Here is a 14,168-nt window from a genome sequence, read left to right as displayed (position 1 = left end):
GCGACTGCCATTGCGACTGCGCGCCGGGCAATACTGACGGCTCTGATATCCACCCTGGCGGGCGCGGCCTATGGTCAATCGCGCGGCAAGCGTGGCCGAAGCAAGCCGGAAGTTGCAATGTTACCTAACAGCGACACCCGCCGTCGAGGCTCCCGACGAGGGGCATGACGCAACATGCCGGGATCGGCCTCGAAAAACCGGGCAATGGCAACGATCACGGGGAGGCGGGAATCGGCGGGGAGCTGGCATACCGGCGGCCGGGGAGCCGATATGCCGCTCAGGCGCGGCTCAGAAGCGGATGATCCATTCGCCCATCACATAGCGATAGTGATATTTGGGGCCGCTATAGGAGGCGCTGCGGTTGTAGCCGGCACGCAGGCGCAGCGACTGCGCAGCGCGCACCGGGCTCTGCAGGCTGACCTCGAACAGCCGGGTGGGCTGGAGCGGGGAGTCGTCGATCTTTTCGCGCCCCAGGCCGGCCACCAGCGCGCCCATCCAGCCCTGGTAGCGCTGGCGCCAGCCGATCGCCAGCATGGTCTCCGAGTAGTGCTCGGGGTTGAAGTAAGCGCGGCCCACGTCGTCCTGCGTGCTGCGGTAGGCGCGAAAGCGCGCCTGCAGCGTCAGGCCGAGGTCGAGCGACGGCTGGTAGATCAGCCGCACGCGGCCGTGGTCGCGGCGGTTGCCGTCGGAGAAATACTGCTGCCCGGCCACACCCACCAGCGTCACGTGCGGGCCGATGCCCTGGTCCAGCGCCACGCCGGCAAAGGTATAGGACACGCCGCGATCGAGCGCGGCCTGGGTCTCCACCCAGTCCCGGTTGATGAAGACTTCCAGCGAGGTGCGCTTTGCCAGCGGCAGCCGGTAACCGCCATCCAGCGTCAGCAGCGTATGCCCGCCCTGGGTGAACACGCCCGCGTCGAAGGTCCAGCCGTTGAGCGTGGCCGGATCCAGTTGCCGCCCGAACACGCTCACCTTTTGCCCGTGGCGGGCCCAGCCAGCCTGGCTGTAGCGATAGTCGCTGGCGCGCAGGCCGAACAGGTGGTCGGCGTGCTGAATGCTGGGCAGGTATTCGACCGACAGGCGGCGCGAGCGGAAGCCTTCGCTGTCGTTGGTGGCCAGGAATTCCGGGCCGAAGCCCTGGTCGAGCGCCTTTTCTTCTTCCGCTACCGCCGTCGTCGCATTCAGGGAACCAAGCACCGCGCACACCAACGCAAAGCCAGATCGTTTCACTTGGTACCCCAGGTCTTGCGCGTCTTGAAGAGTTCGTCGATATAGCCGAGCACGCTCGCGGGCTGGAGCAGCAGGCTGTAGAAAATCACGTAGATGCACAGGCCGAGGCGGTTGCGCCTGACCTTGAGCCCGAGCCGGTCGAACATGCGCCGTTCGATGGTGAACATCAGCACGCTCATCAGCACCGCCAGGGGCAACAGCGCCAGCGTCATCGGCCCCGCGATCCAGTAGTAGCCGAACAGCGCCAGCACGATGCCGGGAATAAAGCCCAGCGTAAATGCCAGGTCCAGCCACGGGTACAGCAGGTTCCAGTAGACGAAGAAAGTCGACATGCGCGGCGCCAGCAGGATGCCCGGGTGCTGGCGGAAGGCCTCCATCATGCCGCGCGCCCAGCGCTGGCGCTGGCGCACGAACTGGCGCACGTTTTCGGGCACGTTGGTAAAGATACAGGCGTCCTCGCAGTGCCCGACGCGGTAGCCAGCCTTCAGCAGCGCCCACGTCAGCACGATGTCCTCGCCGACGCAGTCGTCCCAGCCACCCACTTCAAGCAGCGCCTGGCGGTCGTAGATCGAGAACGCACCCTGCGCGACCAGCGTGCCCTGGTACAGCGACTGCATGCGCTTGATCGCGGCGATGCCCTGGAAATAGTCCCATTCCTGGCACTGCGTCAGCCAGTTCTGGCGCGAATTGCGCACCAGGATCTTGCCAGCCACGGCGCGGGTATTGGGCGGGTCCTGGCGATAGCGCTCGACGATGCTGACCAGCGCCAGCTTCTGCAGGTAGGAGTCGGCGTCGACGGTAACGACCAGGTCATTCAGCGCGAGCTTCAGCCCGGCGTTCAGCGCCTTTGCCTTGCCGCCGTTCCTGGGCATGTCGAGCAGGCGCAGCCACGGGTACTTGACCTCGGCGCCGCGCACCAGCGACGCGGTGGCGTCGCGGGAGCCGTCGTTGATGACGATCACCTGCAATGGCGCGGGATAGTTCTGCCGCCCGATGCTGGCCAGCGTGTCCAGGATCGACGCTTCTTCGTTGTAGGCCGCGATCAGGATGGTCAGCGGCGGATAGTCGTCCAGCGGCCGGCGCGGCGGCCGGCGGTCCATGGCCAGGCTGGCGATCAGGAAGGCGTTCATGAACCCCGGGACGATGGCGATGCCGCCCACCAGCAGCACGGCGGCCACCACGCCGACATTGCTGGTCAGGTCGGACATCCACTGCTGCGCCATCCATATCGAAAAGGCGGTCCAGCCCACTGCCACGGCCAGTGCGACCGCGAACTTGACGCGCACCGGCACATAGATGCGCGGCGCGCTTTTCCTCTTAACCCCTGTCATTTTTATCACTTCTTGTTGTGGATACCGAACTCGTCGACAATCCGAAGTGCCTCACGCCGCCCCCACGGCGTTCCCCGTTCACGCGGCGATCCACGTCATCAAAGCGCAAGGGACGGACAGCTAACGCACCAACGGGTGTTCCGGACGACAGCAGGCAGGAAAATTTTACCGTGCGGAAGGTGGCGAGCTCTAAATGTCCATCCAGGCGACTGGTGGCGCGCCCGGCAATCGGGACTTACCCTGCGGCAACAACAGCGCCGCGGCAAAGCATTTTTACAGGGGTTCACCCTATATACGTTGCGCGCGATTCGCTCCCTGAATTGGAGCGATGCGGCATTTCTACCCGTCGGATTTGCACCGGATCGATGCCCGCCGCACCCGAAGGGATAAAAACATCCCCCGAATGCGGTAATGACATTTGAAACAAAAAGAAACAATGCACCGAAATACGCGCGTTCCGCACTAGGAACCGCCATTCCGCGCGCAATCAAGGTGCCTCCTTCTGAAATTCAGTCGAAACCGCGTGGGCAGGCGCACTCAGGGAATTCACTGAATCGAATGCGAAGTAGAAGACGTTAATATCTCCTATCGGAACCTCTCATCATGATTAGGCGCTTCGCCTGATTGACACATCGGGAAAATTCGGCAGAATGATTCCCACTTGTGCAGCGCCCTTTTGGGTGTGTCATTTGGTGTGTTGTTCCGTGACGTATTCGGTTGTCACGACAGCGACATATCGATGTCATACGGATGCAGCAGCGGAACCAAGAAGCCGTTGCCTGCGTTGCACACGGTGTATAACGAGCGTTTTTTCGCTCATTTTGAAATCCAAGGTTGAGATAGATATGGAAACCGGTACCGTTAAGTGGTTCAACGACGCCAAGGGCTTCGGCTTCATCACGCCGGACGCAGGCGGCAACGATCTGTTCGCGCACTTCTCCGCAATCGAAGGCTCGGGCTTCAAGTCGTTGAAGGAAGGCCAGAAGGTGCGCTACGTCAAGGCCATGGGCCAGAAGGGCGAGCAAGCCACCAAGATTCAGGCCGTCTGATACCGGTTTGAAGACCCGGCCGGTCCCGCCGCGTCTCGCGACGCAGCGCCGGCCAGCAAGCCCCGCAGCTCCGGCGCGGGGCTTTTCTTTTGTGCGCCGACAATATGGCGCCGGCTGCCTGCCGCCTGCCAGGGCGCGGCGGTGCACGGGTTGATGTTGCTATAATCGCCCGATCCACAATCACCGCCCGCGCATAGGCGCGCACACCGTTGCGTGCGCTGCGCGGGTGCAGCGTGTCGAGGAGTTACGTGGCCGGTACTCAGATCGCAACGCAAGACACCCCCGCCGCCGTGGCCGGCTCCGGCACAGGCGCTGCCGCGTCTGCCGGCAGTTCCTTTCATGCCGCGCTGCGCATCCTGCCGGCGCACCAGCGCCAGGCCATGTTCGAGATCTACGCGTTCTGCCGCGCGGTCGACGACATCGCCGACGGCAGCGCCCCGCATGCCGAGCGCCTCGCCGGCCTCGATGCCTGGCGCAGCGACATCGCCGCCTGCTACGCCGGCAGCCCGCCCGCGGCGCTGCAGGCACTGGCCGCGCAAATCCGCGCCTTTGACCTGCAGCAGCAGGATTTCCTCGCCGTCATCGACGGCATGACCATGGACGTGGTGCAGGACATCCGCGCCCCCGACGCCGCCACCCTCGATCTGTATTGCGACCGCGTGGCGAGCGCGGTCGGGCGGCTGGCGGTGCGCGTGTTTGGCCTGGAAACGTCGTGCGGCATTGCGCTGGCGCACCACCTGGGGCGCGCGCTGCAGCTGACCAACATCCTGCGCGACATCGACGAGGATGCCGCCATCGGCCGCCTCTACCTGCCGGCCGAGGCGCTGGCCGCCGCCGGCATCGATGCCGCGGGCGCCACGCCGCAGGCAGTGGTCGCGCACGCGGCAATCGGCCAGGCCTGCGCGGCGCTGGCCCAGGAAGCGCAGGCGCACTACGACCAGGCCGATGCCATCATGGCGCGCTGCCCGGCACGGCTGGTGCGCTCGCCGCGCATCATGTCCGACGTCTACCACCGCATCCTCGCCCGCCTGCGCATGCAAGGCTGGCGGGCGCCGCGCCAGCGCGTGCGCCTGCCGCGCGCGCAGTTGCTCTGGATCATGCTGCGCCACGCCATTGGCTGAGCGCCGCATGCCGTTGCCGGCGATGTAAGCCGATGCAAGCCGATGCAAGCCGAGGCCGGGCGCGGATCATCCCCGCCCGCGCCGGCACAAGGAGTCCGCATGTCGATCAACGAGACCGCCTTCGGCACGACAGCCCCGCCTGTCCGAATCGCCGCCGATCCGGCCTTCACCCCTGCACTGGCCCAGCGATCGGCCGCACAGGAACTCGACCATGGCATCGGCCGCGCGGTCGATGCGCTGCTGCACCAGCAGCGCCCCGATGGCCACTGGGTCTACGAACTGGAAGCCGACGCCACGATCCCGGCCGAATACGTGCTGCTGGTGCATTACCTGGGCGAAACGCCCGACCTGGCCCTCGAAGCGCGCATCGCGCGCTACCTGCGCCGCATCCAGAACGCCGATGGCGGCTGGCCGCTGTTCCATGACGGCAAGGCGGACATCAGCGCGAGCGTAAAGGCGTATTTCGCGCTGAAGATGGCGGGCGACGATCCGCAGGCGCCGCACATGGCGCGCGCGCGCCAGGCCATCCATGCCATGGGCGGCGCCAGCGCCAGCAATGTGTTCACGCGCACGCTGCTGGCGCTGTACGGCGTAATGCCGTGGTCGGCGGTGCCGATGATGCCGGTGGAAATCATGCTGCTGCCGCGCTGGTTCCCGTTCCACCTGTCCAAGGTCTCTTACTGGGCGCGCACGGTGATCGTGCCGCTGCTGGTGCTGAACAGCCTGCGCCCGCGCGCGCGCAACCCGCGCGGGGTCGGCATCGAGGAACTCTTCTCCAGTCCGCGCCGCGGCGTCGGCCTGGCGCCGCGCGCGCCGCACCAGAATGCCGGCTGGTACAACCTGTTCCGCGGGTTCGACGCGCTGCTGCGCGTGGCCGAGCCGGTGTTCCCGCGCATGCTGCGCCGGCGCGCCATCGCCGCGGCGCAAAGGTTCGTGCGCGAGCGGCTGAATGGCGAGGACGGGCTCGGCGCGATCTTTCCGGCGATGGCCAACAGCGTGATGATGTTCGACGTGCTGGGCGTGCCGGCCGACGATCCCGCGCGCGCGGTGGCGCGGCGCTCGGTCGAGCGGCTGCTGGTCGAGCATGGCGACGAGGCCTACTGCCAGCCCTGCCTGTCGCCGGTGTGGGACACCGCGCTGGCCGCGCAGGCGCTGCTCGAGACCGGCGAGGCGCGCGCGGCCGCGGCCGTGGGGCACGCGCTGGACTGGCTCAAGCCGCTGCAGGTGCTGGACGTGCGCGGCGACTGGAGCGTGCGCCGCCCGCGGGTGCGCCCGGGTGGATGGGCGTTCCAGTACGCCAACGCGCATTACCCGGATGTCGACGACACCGCCGTGGTGGCCGCGGCGATGGACCGCTACATGCGCGAGCACGCCGCGCCGGGCCGCTACGACGAAGCGGTGGCACGCGCCGCCGAATGGATCGTCGGCATGCAGAGCGGCAACGGCGGCTGGGGTGCGTTCGAACCCGAGAACACGCACCTGTACCTGAACAACATCCCCTTCGCCGACCACGGCGCGCTGCTCGACCCGCCCACCGCGGATGTCTCGGCGCGCTGCCTGTCGATGCTGTGCCAGACCGGCGCCACGCCCGCCAGCAGCGAGCCCGCCGCGCGCGCGCTGCGCTATTTGCTGGCCGAGCAGATGCCGGACGGCAGCTGGTTCGGCCGCTGGGGTACCAACCACATCTACGGCACCTGGAGCGCGCTGTGCGCGCTGAACGCGGCCGGCCTGGGCCCCGATGCGCCCCCGGTTCGGCGCGCCGTCGACTGGCTGACCGGCATCCAGAACGACGACGGCGGCTGGGGCGAAGACGGTGCCAGCTACCGGCTCGACTACCGCGGCTATGAGGCCGCGCCCAGCGTGGCATCGCAGACTGCATGGGCTTTGCTGGCGCTGATGGCAGCCGGCGCCGTCCAGCACCCGGCGGTCGCGCGCGGCATCGGCTACCTGCTGAGCACGCAGCACCCGGCGCAGGAAGGCGGGCTCTGGCACGAGCCGCGCTTCACCGCCGTGGGTTTCCCGCGCGTGTTCTACCTGCGCTATCACGGCTACGCGCGCTATTTCCCGTTATGGGCGCTGGCGCGCTACCGCAACCTGCAGCGCGGCGGTGACGGCCGCGTGGCGTGGGCCCTATGAACGCGCCCTTCGCACCCGTCGCACCCGTCGCTCCCTTCGCGCCCTTCGTCATGGTCGTCACCGGCATGGATTTCGAGGCCGGCATCGCCGCCGGCCCGCATTGCCGCGTGGTGCACGGGCTGCGCGGCATCGAACTGGAGCAGGAAGTGTCGGCCATGGCCAGCCGCGCGTGCCGGGGCATCGTCAGCTTCGGCGTCGCCGGCGGGCTGGATCCGGCGCTGGCGCCGGGCGACCTGATCATCGCCGATGAGGTCCGCGCGCCCGGCGAACGCTACGACACCGCTGCGGACTGGACCCATGCGCTGCACGCGGCGCTGCCGCATGCCAGGATCGGCCCCATCGCCGGCGCGGACGAACCGGTGCTCGACGTCGCCGCAAAACAGGCGCTGCGGCAGGCCAGCGGCGCGTTGTGCGTCGACATGGAATCGCACCTCGCCGCGCGCATGGCCGCGGCCTGCCGCCTGCCCTTCGCGGCTTGCCGCGTGGTCATCGACCCGGCGAGCCGCGCCGTGCCGGCCGCCGCGGCGGCGGGGATGGGGGAAGGCGGCAAGACCGATGTGGCGGCGGTGCTGGGCGGGCTGCTGCGCGCGCCGTGGCAATTGCCGGCGCTGCTGCGGCTGGCCGGTGATGCCGCAGCGGCGCGTGGCGCGCTGCGGGCGGCCAGGCTGGCTGTGGGCGACGCCTTCGCGTTGCGCGGCGTCCTGCAGCAGTAAGCGCGCCGGTTGAGCCGGGCTTTTTCCAGACTGCCCTAGCCGAACTTCCTCACCGCATCCAGCGCCAGCCCGCTGCCGATGCTGCCGAAACGGTCGCCTTCGACGCAGCGCGCCTGCGGCAGCAGCGCCGCCAGCCGCTCGCGCAGCAACGGCACGCTGCTGGAACCACCGGTGAAGAAGATGGTATCGACACCGTTGCCGTCCACGCCCGCGTCAACCAGCAGTTGCCGGACCGTCTTCTCGGTCCTGGCGACCAGTTTGTCGATCGACGCATCGAACTCGTCGCGCGAGATCGTCAGCCTCAGCCCTTGCTCCAGCCGGTGCAGGTCGACCTCGGTGCTGGCCGCATCCGACAGCGCGATCTTGGCGTCTTCCACCTGGATTGCCAGCCAGTGGCCGGCACGCTCGCGGATCAGCCGCACCAGGCGGTCGAGGCTGGCGGTGTCGGCGGCATCGCGGTAGTTGTCCATCACCACCGACCAGGCCTTGCGCGTGTAGACGTAGTTGATGGTGTGCCAGCTGGCCAGGTCGAAATACTGGCTCGACGGCATCGCCTTGCCGTTGCGCAGCTGGCTGCCCAGCCCGAGCAGCGGCATGGCGCGCGCCAGGCTGAGCGCGCGGTCGAAGTCGGTACCGCCGATATGCACACCACCGTTGGCGAGGATGTCCTCCCTGCGGTCTGTCTTGCGGGCGCGTTCGGGCGACAGGCGCACCAGCGAGAAGTCCGAGGTGCCGCCGCCGATATCGGCCACCAGCACCAGCTCCTCGCGCGAGATGCCGGCTTCGTAGTCGAACGCCGCGGCGATCGGCTCGTACTGGAACGCAATCTCGGCAAAGCCGGCGTCGCGCGCGATCTCGGCCAGCGTCTCTTCGGCGAGCCGGTCGGCGGCCGGGTCTTCATCGATGAAGAACACCGGGCGGCCCAGCACCGCGTGGGCAAAGGTAGTGCCGCCGGCCTGCTCGGCGCGGGACTTCAGTTCGCGGATGAAATGCGCCAGCAGCTTGCGGAACGGCATGGCCTGTCCCATCACCTCGGTGCTGTCGTCCATCATCGAAGTGCCGAGCAGGCTCTTGAGCGAGCGCATCAGCCGCCCTTCATAGCCGGCCAGGTAGTCGCCGAGCGCGGCGCGGCCATAGCTGACCAGCGGATCCTCGGCGTGGAAGAAGATCACCGACGGCAGCGTCGGCTTGCCGTCCTCCAGCGGCAGCAGCGCCTCGGGGCGGTCCGGGCGGCTCCAGCCTACAGTTGAGTTGGACGTGCCGAAGTCCAGGCCGCATGCGTTTGACATCATTGATTCCAAGTTTTCCTGCAAGACACCACATCAGTTGCCGGCGGCGGGTAGCGCCGATGGGGCGCGAGTCCGGGCGGGGGCGCCATTGTAGGGCAGGCGCGGCAGCTCACCGATTTCAGGCGACGGGGTCGGCGGCGGGTTCCAGCATCGGCGTGGCGTGGCCCGGCACCGGGGCGGCCATCGACGACGCCAGCACATAGCGGTCGCGCCCGTGTTCCTTGGCGCAGTACAGCGCGCGGTCGGCATCGGCGAACAACGCGCGCCACAGGCCCTCCTTGCTGCCCGGGCCGCCGCGCAGCTGCGCCACGCCGATGCTGACGCTGGCAAAGCCCTGCGCGCCGGGCAGCGCGATCCCGCGCACCTTGCGCAGGATGCGGTTGGCCAGCGCCGATGCCTGCTGCTCGTCGGTGTGCGGGCACAAGATGCAGAACTCCTCCCCGCCATAGCGCCCGGCGACGTCCGAGGCGCGGCGCGAGTTGTCCAGCGCGTGCGCCACTTCGCGCAGCACCGCATCGCCGGCATGGTGCCCGAAGGTATCGTTGACCTGCTTGAAGTAGTCGATGTCGATCACCAGGCAGGACAGCGGCAGCCCGTCGCGCTGCCAGCGCGCCACCATCTGCAGCGCCGACATCTCCAGCGCGCCGCGGTTGAGCAGGCCGGTCAGCGCATCGACGCGCGCGCCGCTCTCGTTGTGCGCGACGATCTGCTCCATCGCCATCACGGTGAAGCCGAACAAGCCCAGCAGCGTCGCGATCAGCGGCGCCAGCATCCAGGCCGAGCCGGCGGGGCCGGCGAAGAACAGGATCATCGGCGGAGCATAGGCACCGGCCGGCTGCATGGCATGGCTGAAGCCGGCCAGCTGCGTGGCCAGCTGCACCAGGCTGGCGACCAGCACCAGCGGCGCACCGATGCTGCGCCGCCCGCGCCCGGCGCGCGCCAGCGTGGCAAAGGTGGCCAGCGACAACAGCGCCAGCACGCCGTAGACCACGCGCAGCACCAGCTGCGGCCCGTCGGGAAGCCCGCCGGCGGTCACCATGATACCCAGCACGATGGCGGCGGCGCAGGCCAGCGCGCCGGGGTGCGCCGGCACGCCATGGTAGACACGCACGCCACGGTAGATCATCAGCCAGCCGATGACGAAGGCTCCCGCCCCGGTCGTGCCGAGGTGGAGGGCACCGGTGGCCGCGCTCAACGCCAGCGCCAGGCCCGCGCCGGATGCCAGCACATGCCCCGAAGCCCACAGGCGCCCCGCCTCGCTCGCGCGCAGCGCGAACACCAGCCCCGCCGCGATCACCAGCGTGCTGCAGAAAAACACCATCATCACGACCGCAATGGTCTGCTGGTCCAGGTGCACGGGAATCCTCAAGGAGGCGGTCCGCCTTGCCGTCAATCCGATGAGCGGGACTGGGGCCAGGCAACGGTCTCGACACGCCGGGGCAGGCCGCCGGCGCTCGGCAAACGCGCATGATAGCCCGCGCGCGCCGGCAGGTGGCACCCCCGTCTAGCCGGGGGCGTGCATGACGGGCCTGTTGTGGTCCCGACGCCGCTGCCCGGCCCTGTCGCACTGGCGTTTTTATGCAACACCCGGGGGCGCGCTGAAGGATGCCTCTAACGGCAAGCTGCGGCCCGCAAGCGGCTTGCGCGCCCCACCAGCCTCAGCATGCGCCACATTGCCACCTCGCAATCGCCACTCGCCGGCATGCAAGCGGAATTGCGGCCAAAGTTGGTCGCATTTGGTTAAGCAGGCACTGCACCGGCTGGATAGAATCATGCGTTGCCTACCGCGCCGACCGCGCAAGAATCTCGCGTCAATACTGCATCAATGACCCGCCCTGCTATCCCCGACCCTGGTATGACCGTTCCCGCCCTATCGCTTGGCGCCATCCTGGATGACCTGCGCAGCGCACCGCGCCCGCTGACATCCGCGGAGTACGCATATCTGGCGCACCTGCGGCAACGCATCGTCACCGGCGATGCCGACTTGTGGACCACGCTGGAGACCGCCGGCGTGCCTTGCCGCGAACGCCGCCTGTCGCCCGAGGTGATGCAGGCGCTGACGGCGATCGGCCACCTGCCGATGCACTGAAGCGCACCGGCATCGCCATCTGACCGAGACCATTCCCTACCTTATCTAGGAAGCTTCGCCGCCCTGTCCCCGTGCGCGCGCCGCTACGATCGATTCACTTCGATCCGCCGGCAACAGGCCGCGCACCCGGGGTGCATCGCCTCCCCGCCGCGCAACGGTGCCCAGCGCGCCGCCAGTGCCCGCCCCGGCAAGGGCACAGCCATGGCATACCTTGTCAACAACAGGCGCGTCAGCTTCCTGTCGTTGCGCGCCTTCGTCGCACTGATGCAGCACCGCGACACCGTCCGCGCCGCGCAAGCGCTTGGCATCCAGACCCAGAGACTCCATTACCAGATCCGCGGCCTCGAGGCCGTGCTCGGCACGCCGCTGTTCAGCGCAGGCAGCCCCAGCTGGCTGCCCACGCCCACCGGCGTCAGGGCCTTGCCCAAGGTCATGGCGATGCTGCGCATCTGGGACCAGATTGCGCCGCGCCCGTGCGCCAGCCGCAACGGCCTGCCGCCGCCGGAGTTCAGTGACGCCGCGCGTCGCGGCCCGGCGTTCTGGGTCCGGCACGCGACGATGTAGCGCGGCGCGACTCAGGCAAGGCGTGCGCAGCTGTAGGCTTCGGTGCGATAGGGGAAGGCGACTTCCTGACGTCCGGCGAGCGCCGGATGGCCGTCGATGACGGCCTGCAGCGCGGCGCGCACGCGCTCCTGCTCCGTGCCGGGCAGCGAGGCGATGAAGCTCACCGACATCACGCGGTCGACGATCACTTGCCGCGGTGGGCCCACATGCGCGTACGGCAGGCTGTGCAGCGCCATGGGGCCAAAGCCCTCCGCGGGAAAGACCCGCTGCCAGTCGCCCTTGTAGAAGCGCGGCGCGTCACCCTCGTAGGGCGTCATGATGGCCGTCAGCTGCGCGACCCAGTCCACGCTTTCATCGCGTACGTCCCAGACCAGCCCCAGCCGGCCGCCTGGCCGCAGCACGCGGCGGATCTCGGCAATGGCGCGGTCATTGGCAAACCAGTGAAACGCCTGCGCGCAGATGACGGCGTCTGCGCTGGCATCGGGCCAGGGTATCGCTTCGGCGCTACCCGCGAGCGCCTGCACGGCCGGCAGCGCATTCTCGAGTTGCGCGCGCATCTGGGCCACCGGCTCAACCGCGATCACAGCCGCGCCGGTTTCGGCCAGCCGGCGCGTGAACTTGCCGGTACCGGCGCCCAGGTCCAGCACCGTTCGGCCCGGGCCGAGGCCCAGGGTGGCGCGCAGCCAGTCATCGATGGCGGTGGGATATTCAGGGCGTCCGCGAGCGTAGGTATCGGCCTGGCTGGCGAATCCCTGCGCGGCGGCCTGGTGAATGGCGGTCATGGCGGCTCCGGCTGGCTTACCGGAGCCGTAGGCTACGCCCGAAGTCCGCGCGCGGCAAGGCTAGTGCTGCATGCCCCAGCGGCGTACGGTCAGCCGCTCCAGCGTGGTGAAGACCAGCCCTTCCACCAGCAGCCCGATCAGGATTACTGCCGCGAGGCCCGCGAACACACGGTCCGTATAGAGCTCGTTGCGGTTCTGGAAAATGAACCAGCCAAGCCCGCCCTTCCCCGACGACGCGCCGAACACCAGCTCGGCCGCGATCAGCGTGCGCCAGGCAAAGGCCCAGCCGATCTTCAGCCCTGACAGGATCGCCGGCAGCGCGGCGGGCACCAGCACCAGCGCGACATAGCGCGGCCCGCGCAGGCCGTAGTTGCGTCCGGCCATGCGCAGCGTCTGCGGCACTGCCTGGAAGCCGGCGTACATGTTCAGCGCCAGCGGCCACAGCACCGAATGGACCAGCACGAATACCAGGCTCTTCGTTCCCAGCCCGAACCACAGCAGCGCCAGCGGCAGCAGCGCGATCGCCGGCAGCGGGTTGAACATGGCGGTCAGCGTGTCCAGCACATCGCGGCCGAAGCGCGTCGATACCGCCAGCGAAGTGAGCACGAATGCCAGCACGATGCCCGCGGCATAGCCGCGCAACAGCACTGACAGCGACACCGCCGCCTTGCCCGGCAGTTCGCCGCTGGCCACGTCCTGCGCGAACGCGCGCAGCGTCGCCAGGAACGTCGGCAGCAGCAGGTCGTTGTCCTGCACGCGTGCCACGATTTCCCACACCAGTGCCAGCGCCAGCAGGATCACTGCCTTGCGCAGCCAGCCGTGCTGCCACAGCCGTTGCTGCCACGGCAGCGCGCGCGCCAGCGGCGCTTCGGTAAAGGGTTCGATGTCGCGCTCGTATTCCGGGCGCAGCGGCGGCCGCAAGTCGGGCCGGAAGTCGGGCCGGAAGTCGGGGCGGAGTTCGGGCGGCTCGGGGAGCGCCAGGGTGGATTGCGTCATGATCTGTGTATTGCGGCGGTCGGCTTGCTAGCGGCCGGCGGCGCTGCGCGCGCGCGGCGGCTGCGCCTCGGCGGCGGGCTCGCCGAACAGCATGGTGTGGATGCGTTGCGCGGCGGCCTGGAATTCCGTGCCACCCTGGCTGGCCAGGCTGAACTGGTGGCTGTTCAGTTCGGCGCGCACGCGGCCCGGATGCGGCGACAGCAGCAGAATGCGGCTGCCCACCACCAGCGCTTCTTCGATCGAATGGGTGACGAACAGCAGCGTGAAACCCGCGTCGTCCCACAGCGCCAGCAGTTCTTCCTGCATGCGCCGGCGCGTCAGCGCGTCGAGCGCGGCGAAGGGCTCGTCCATCAGCAGCACCTTGGGCCGCATCGCCAGCGCCCGCGCGATCGCCACGCGCTGCTTCATGCCGCCCGACAGCGTATGCGGGTAGGCATCGGCGAAATCGGCCAGGCCCACCTTGTCCAGGCTGTCCAGCGCGCGCTCGCGTGCTTCGGCATGCGGCAGGCCGCGTGCCTGTCGCAGCGGGAACATCACGTTCTGCACCACGGTCTTCCACGGCGGCAGCTGGTCAAACTCCTGGAACACCACGATGCGGTCCGGCCCGGGCTGCTGCACGCGCTGGCCTTCGAGGCGGATCTCTCCCTCCGCGGGCGCGACAAAGCCGGCCACCGCCTTGAGCAGCGTCGATTTGCCGCAACCGGACGGCCCCAGCAGCACGAAGCGGCCGCCCGCATGCACGTCGAAGCTGACCTGGTGCGTGGCGCGCACGATGCGCTCAGGCGTGCGGTACTCGAGCGACACGCTGTCGACCTGGAGCAGCGGCGCGGCGCGGTCGGACACCATGCGCAGGCTGTGCGTGGCCATG

At 68.6% G+C, this 14,168-nt stretch carries 13 protein-coding genes; 6 read left to right on the top strand and 7 right to left on the bottom strand.

The window, feature by feature from the left end:
- Positions 1-288: 288 nt before the first annotated feature.
- Together VSR71_RS20710 and VSR71_RS20705 are read right to left on the bottom strand one after the other, a co-directional pair.
- Positions 289-1,197, bottom strand: coding sequence for a hypothetical protein (locus tag VSR71_RS20710; RefSeq protein WP_342915714.1), 909 nt, complete (start codon positions 1,195-1,197; stop codon positions 289-291).
- A gap of 29 nt (positions 1,198-1,226) precedes the next feature.
- Positions 1,227-2,561 carry a glycosyltransferase gene (locus tag VSR71_RS20705; protein WP_342915713.1) on the bottom strand — a complete coding sequence of 445 codons (1,335 nt, stop codon included), beginning with the start codon at positions 2,559-2,561 and terminating at the stop codon, positions 1,227-1,229.
- Between the two features lie 845 nt (positions 2,562-3,406).
- On the opposite strand from VSR71_RS20705, the gene VSR71_RS20700 reads away from it, so the two are divergent.
- The 4 genes from VSR71_RS20700 (at position 3,407) to VSR71_RS20685 (ending at position 7,580) form a co-directional block, all read left to right on the top strand.
- Positions 3,407-3,610 carry a cold-shock protein gene (locus VSR71_RS20700; protein ID WP_029045406.1) on the top strand — a complete coding sequence of 68 codons (204 nt, stop codon included), beginning with the start codon at positions 3,407-3,409 and terminating at the stop codon, positions 3,608-3,610.
- Between the two features lie 248 nt (positions 3,611-3,858).
- Positions 3,859-4,731: a presqualene diphosphate synthase HpnD gene (hpnD, locus tag VSR71_RS20695; protein WP_342915712.1), complete on the top strand. Its 873-nt coding sequence runs from the start codon at positions 3,859-3,861 to the stop codon at positions 4,729-4,731.
- A gap of 99 nt (positions 4,732-4,830) precedes the next feature.
- Complete coding sequence (shc, locus tag VSR71_RS20690; RefSeq protein ID WP_342915711.1) at positions 4,831-6,867, top strand: squalene--hopene cyclase; 2,037 nt, start codon at positions 4,831-4,833, stop codon at positions 6,865-6,867.
- The gene (locus tag VSR71_RS20685) at positions 6,864-7,580 is read left to right on the top strand and encodes a phosphorylase (RefSeq protein WP_342915710.1); all 717 of its coding nucleotides are present in this window, start codon (positions 6,864-6,866) and stop codon (positions 7,578-7,580) included. The genes shc and VSR71_RS20685 overlap by 4 nt, the downstream gene beginning before the upstream one ends.
- 35 nt (positions 7,581-7,615) lie before the next feature.
- Here the strand turns inward: VSR71_RS20685 and VSR71_RS20680 are convergent, their stop codons facing one another.
- Complete coding sequence (locus VSR71_RS20680; protein WP_342915709.1) at positions 7,616-8,872, bottom strand: Hsp70 family protein; 1,257 nt, start codon at positions 8,870-8,872, stop codon at positions 7,616-7,618.
- Between the two features lie 115 nt (positions 8,873-8,987).
- Positions 8,988-10,226 (bottom strand): GGDEF domain-containing protein, encoded by a 1,239-nt coding sequence (locus VSR71_RS20675; RefSeq protein ID WP_342915769.1) that lies wholly within the window; start codon positions 10,224-10,226, stop codon positions 8,988-8,990.
- A 498-nt stretch (positions 10,227-10,724) separates the two neighbouring features.
- On the opposite strand from VSR71_RS20675, the gene VSR71_RS20670 reads away from it, so the two are divergent.
- Both VSR71_RS20670 and VSR71_RS20665 read left to right on the top strand, forming a co-directional pair.
- Positions 10,725-10,958, top strand: a complete 234-nt coding sequence (locus VSR71_RS20670) for an IclR family transcriptional regulator (RefSeq protein ID WP_195430021.1) — start codon at positions 10,725-10,727, stop codon at positions 10,956-10,958.
- A gap of 201 nt (positions 10,959-11,159) precedes the next feature.
- Entirely contained in the window at positions 11,160-11,522 is a 363-nt protein-coding gene (locus VSR71_RS20665; protein WP_342915708.1) for a LysR family transcriptional regulator, read from the top strand.
- A gap of 11 nt (positions 11,523-11,533) precedes the next feature.
- Here the strand turns inward: VSR71_RS20665 and VSR71_RS20660 are convergent, their stop codons facing one another.
- Genes VSR71_RS20660 through VSR71_RS20650 form a run of 3 tightly spaced genes read right to left on the bottom strand, consistent with a single transcriptional unit; the run spans position 11,534 to position 14,167 of the window.
- The gene (locus VSR71_RS20660; protein WP_342915707.1) at positions 11,534-12,304 is read right to left on the bottom strand and encodes a class I SAM-dependent methyltransferase; all 771 of its coding nucleotides are present in this window, start codon (positions 12,302-12,304) and stop codon (positions 11,534-11,536) included.
- Between the two features lie 60 nt (positions 12,305-12,364).
- A complete protein-coding gene (locus VSR71_RS20655) occupies positions 12,365-13,300 on the bottom strand; it encodes an ABC transporter permease (protein ID WP_342915706.1) in 936 nt (311 codons plus the stop codon).
- A gap of 27 nt (positions 13,301-13,327) precedes the next feature.
- Positions 13,328-14,167 (bottom strand): ABC transporter ATP-binding protein, encoded by an 840-nt coding sequence (locus VSR71_RS20650; protein WP_342915705.1) that lies wholly within the window; start codon positions 14,165-14,167, stop codon positions 13,328-13,330.
- Between the last annotated feature and the right edge of the window lies 1 nt (position 14,168).

The organism is Cupriavidus oxalaticus, from assembly GCF_038900635.1.
Taxonomy (GTDB): domain Bacteria; phylum Pseudomonadota; class Gammaproteobacteria; order Burkholderiales; family Burkholderiaceae; genus Cupriavidus; species Cupriavidus oxalaticus_B.
Note: the sequence above shows the minus strand (reverse complement) of the source record. Positions and strands in the feature narration are given on the sequence as shown.

What these genes read in the sequence shown, in the direction of transcription:
- VSR71_RS20705 (WP_342915713.1), bottom strand. Translation starts at nt 2,561, where the DNA reads ATGACAGGGGTTAAGAGGAAAAGCGCGCCGCGCATCTATGTGCCGGTG.
- VSR71_RS20700 (WP_029045406.1), top strand. Translation starts at nt 3,407, where the DNA reads ATGGAAACCGGTACCGTTAAGTGGTTCAACGACGCCAAGGGCTTCGGC.
- shc (WP_342915711.1), top strand. Translation starts at nt 4,831, where the DNA reads ATGTCGATCAACGAGACCGCCTTCGGCACGACAGCCCCGCCTGTCCGA.
- VSR71_RS20685 (WP_342915710.1), top strand. Translation starts at nt 6,864, where the DNA reads ATGAACGCGCCCTTCGCACCCGTCGCACCCGTCGCTCCCTTCGCGCCC.
- VSR71_RS20680 (WP_342915709.1), bottom strand. Translation starts at nt 8,872, where the DNA reads ATGATGTCAAACGCATGCGGCCTGGACTTCGGCACGTCCAACTCAACT.
- VSR71_RS20670 (WP_195430021.1), top strand. Translation starts at nt 10,725, where the DNA reads ATGACCGTTCCCGCCCTATCGCTTGGCGCCATCCTGGATGACCTGCGC.
- VSR71_RS20665 (WP_342915708.1), top strand. Translation starts at nt 11,160, where the DNA reads ATGGCATACCTTGTCAACAACAGGCGCGTCAGCTTCCTGTCGTTGCGC.
- VSR71_RS20660 (WP_342915707.1), bottom strand. Translation starts at nt 12,304, where the DNA reads ATGACCGCCATTCACCAGGCCGCCGCGCAGGGATTCGCCAGCCAGGCC.
- VSR71_RS20655 (WP_342915706.1), bottom strand. Translation starts at nt 13,300, where the DNA reads ATGACGCAATCCACCCTGGCGCTCCCCGAGCCGCCCGAACTCCGCCCC.
- VSR71_RS20650 (WP_342915705.1), bottom strand. Translation starts at nt 14,167, where the DNA reads ATGGCCACGCACAGCCTGCGCATGGTGTCCGACCGCGCCGCGCCGCTG.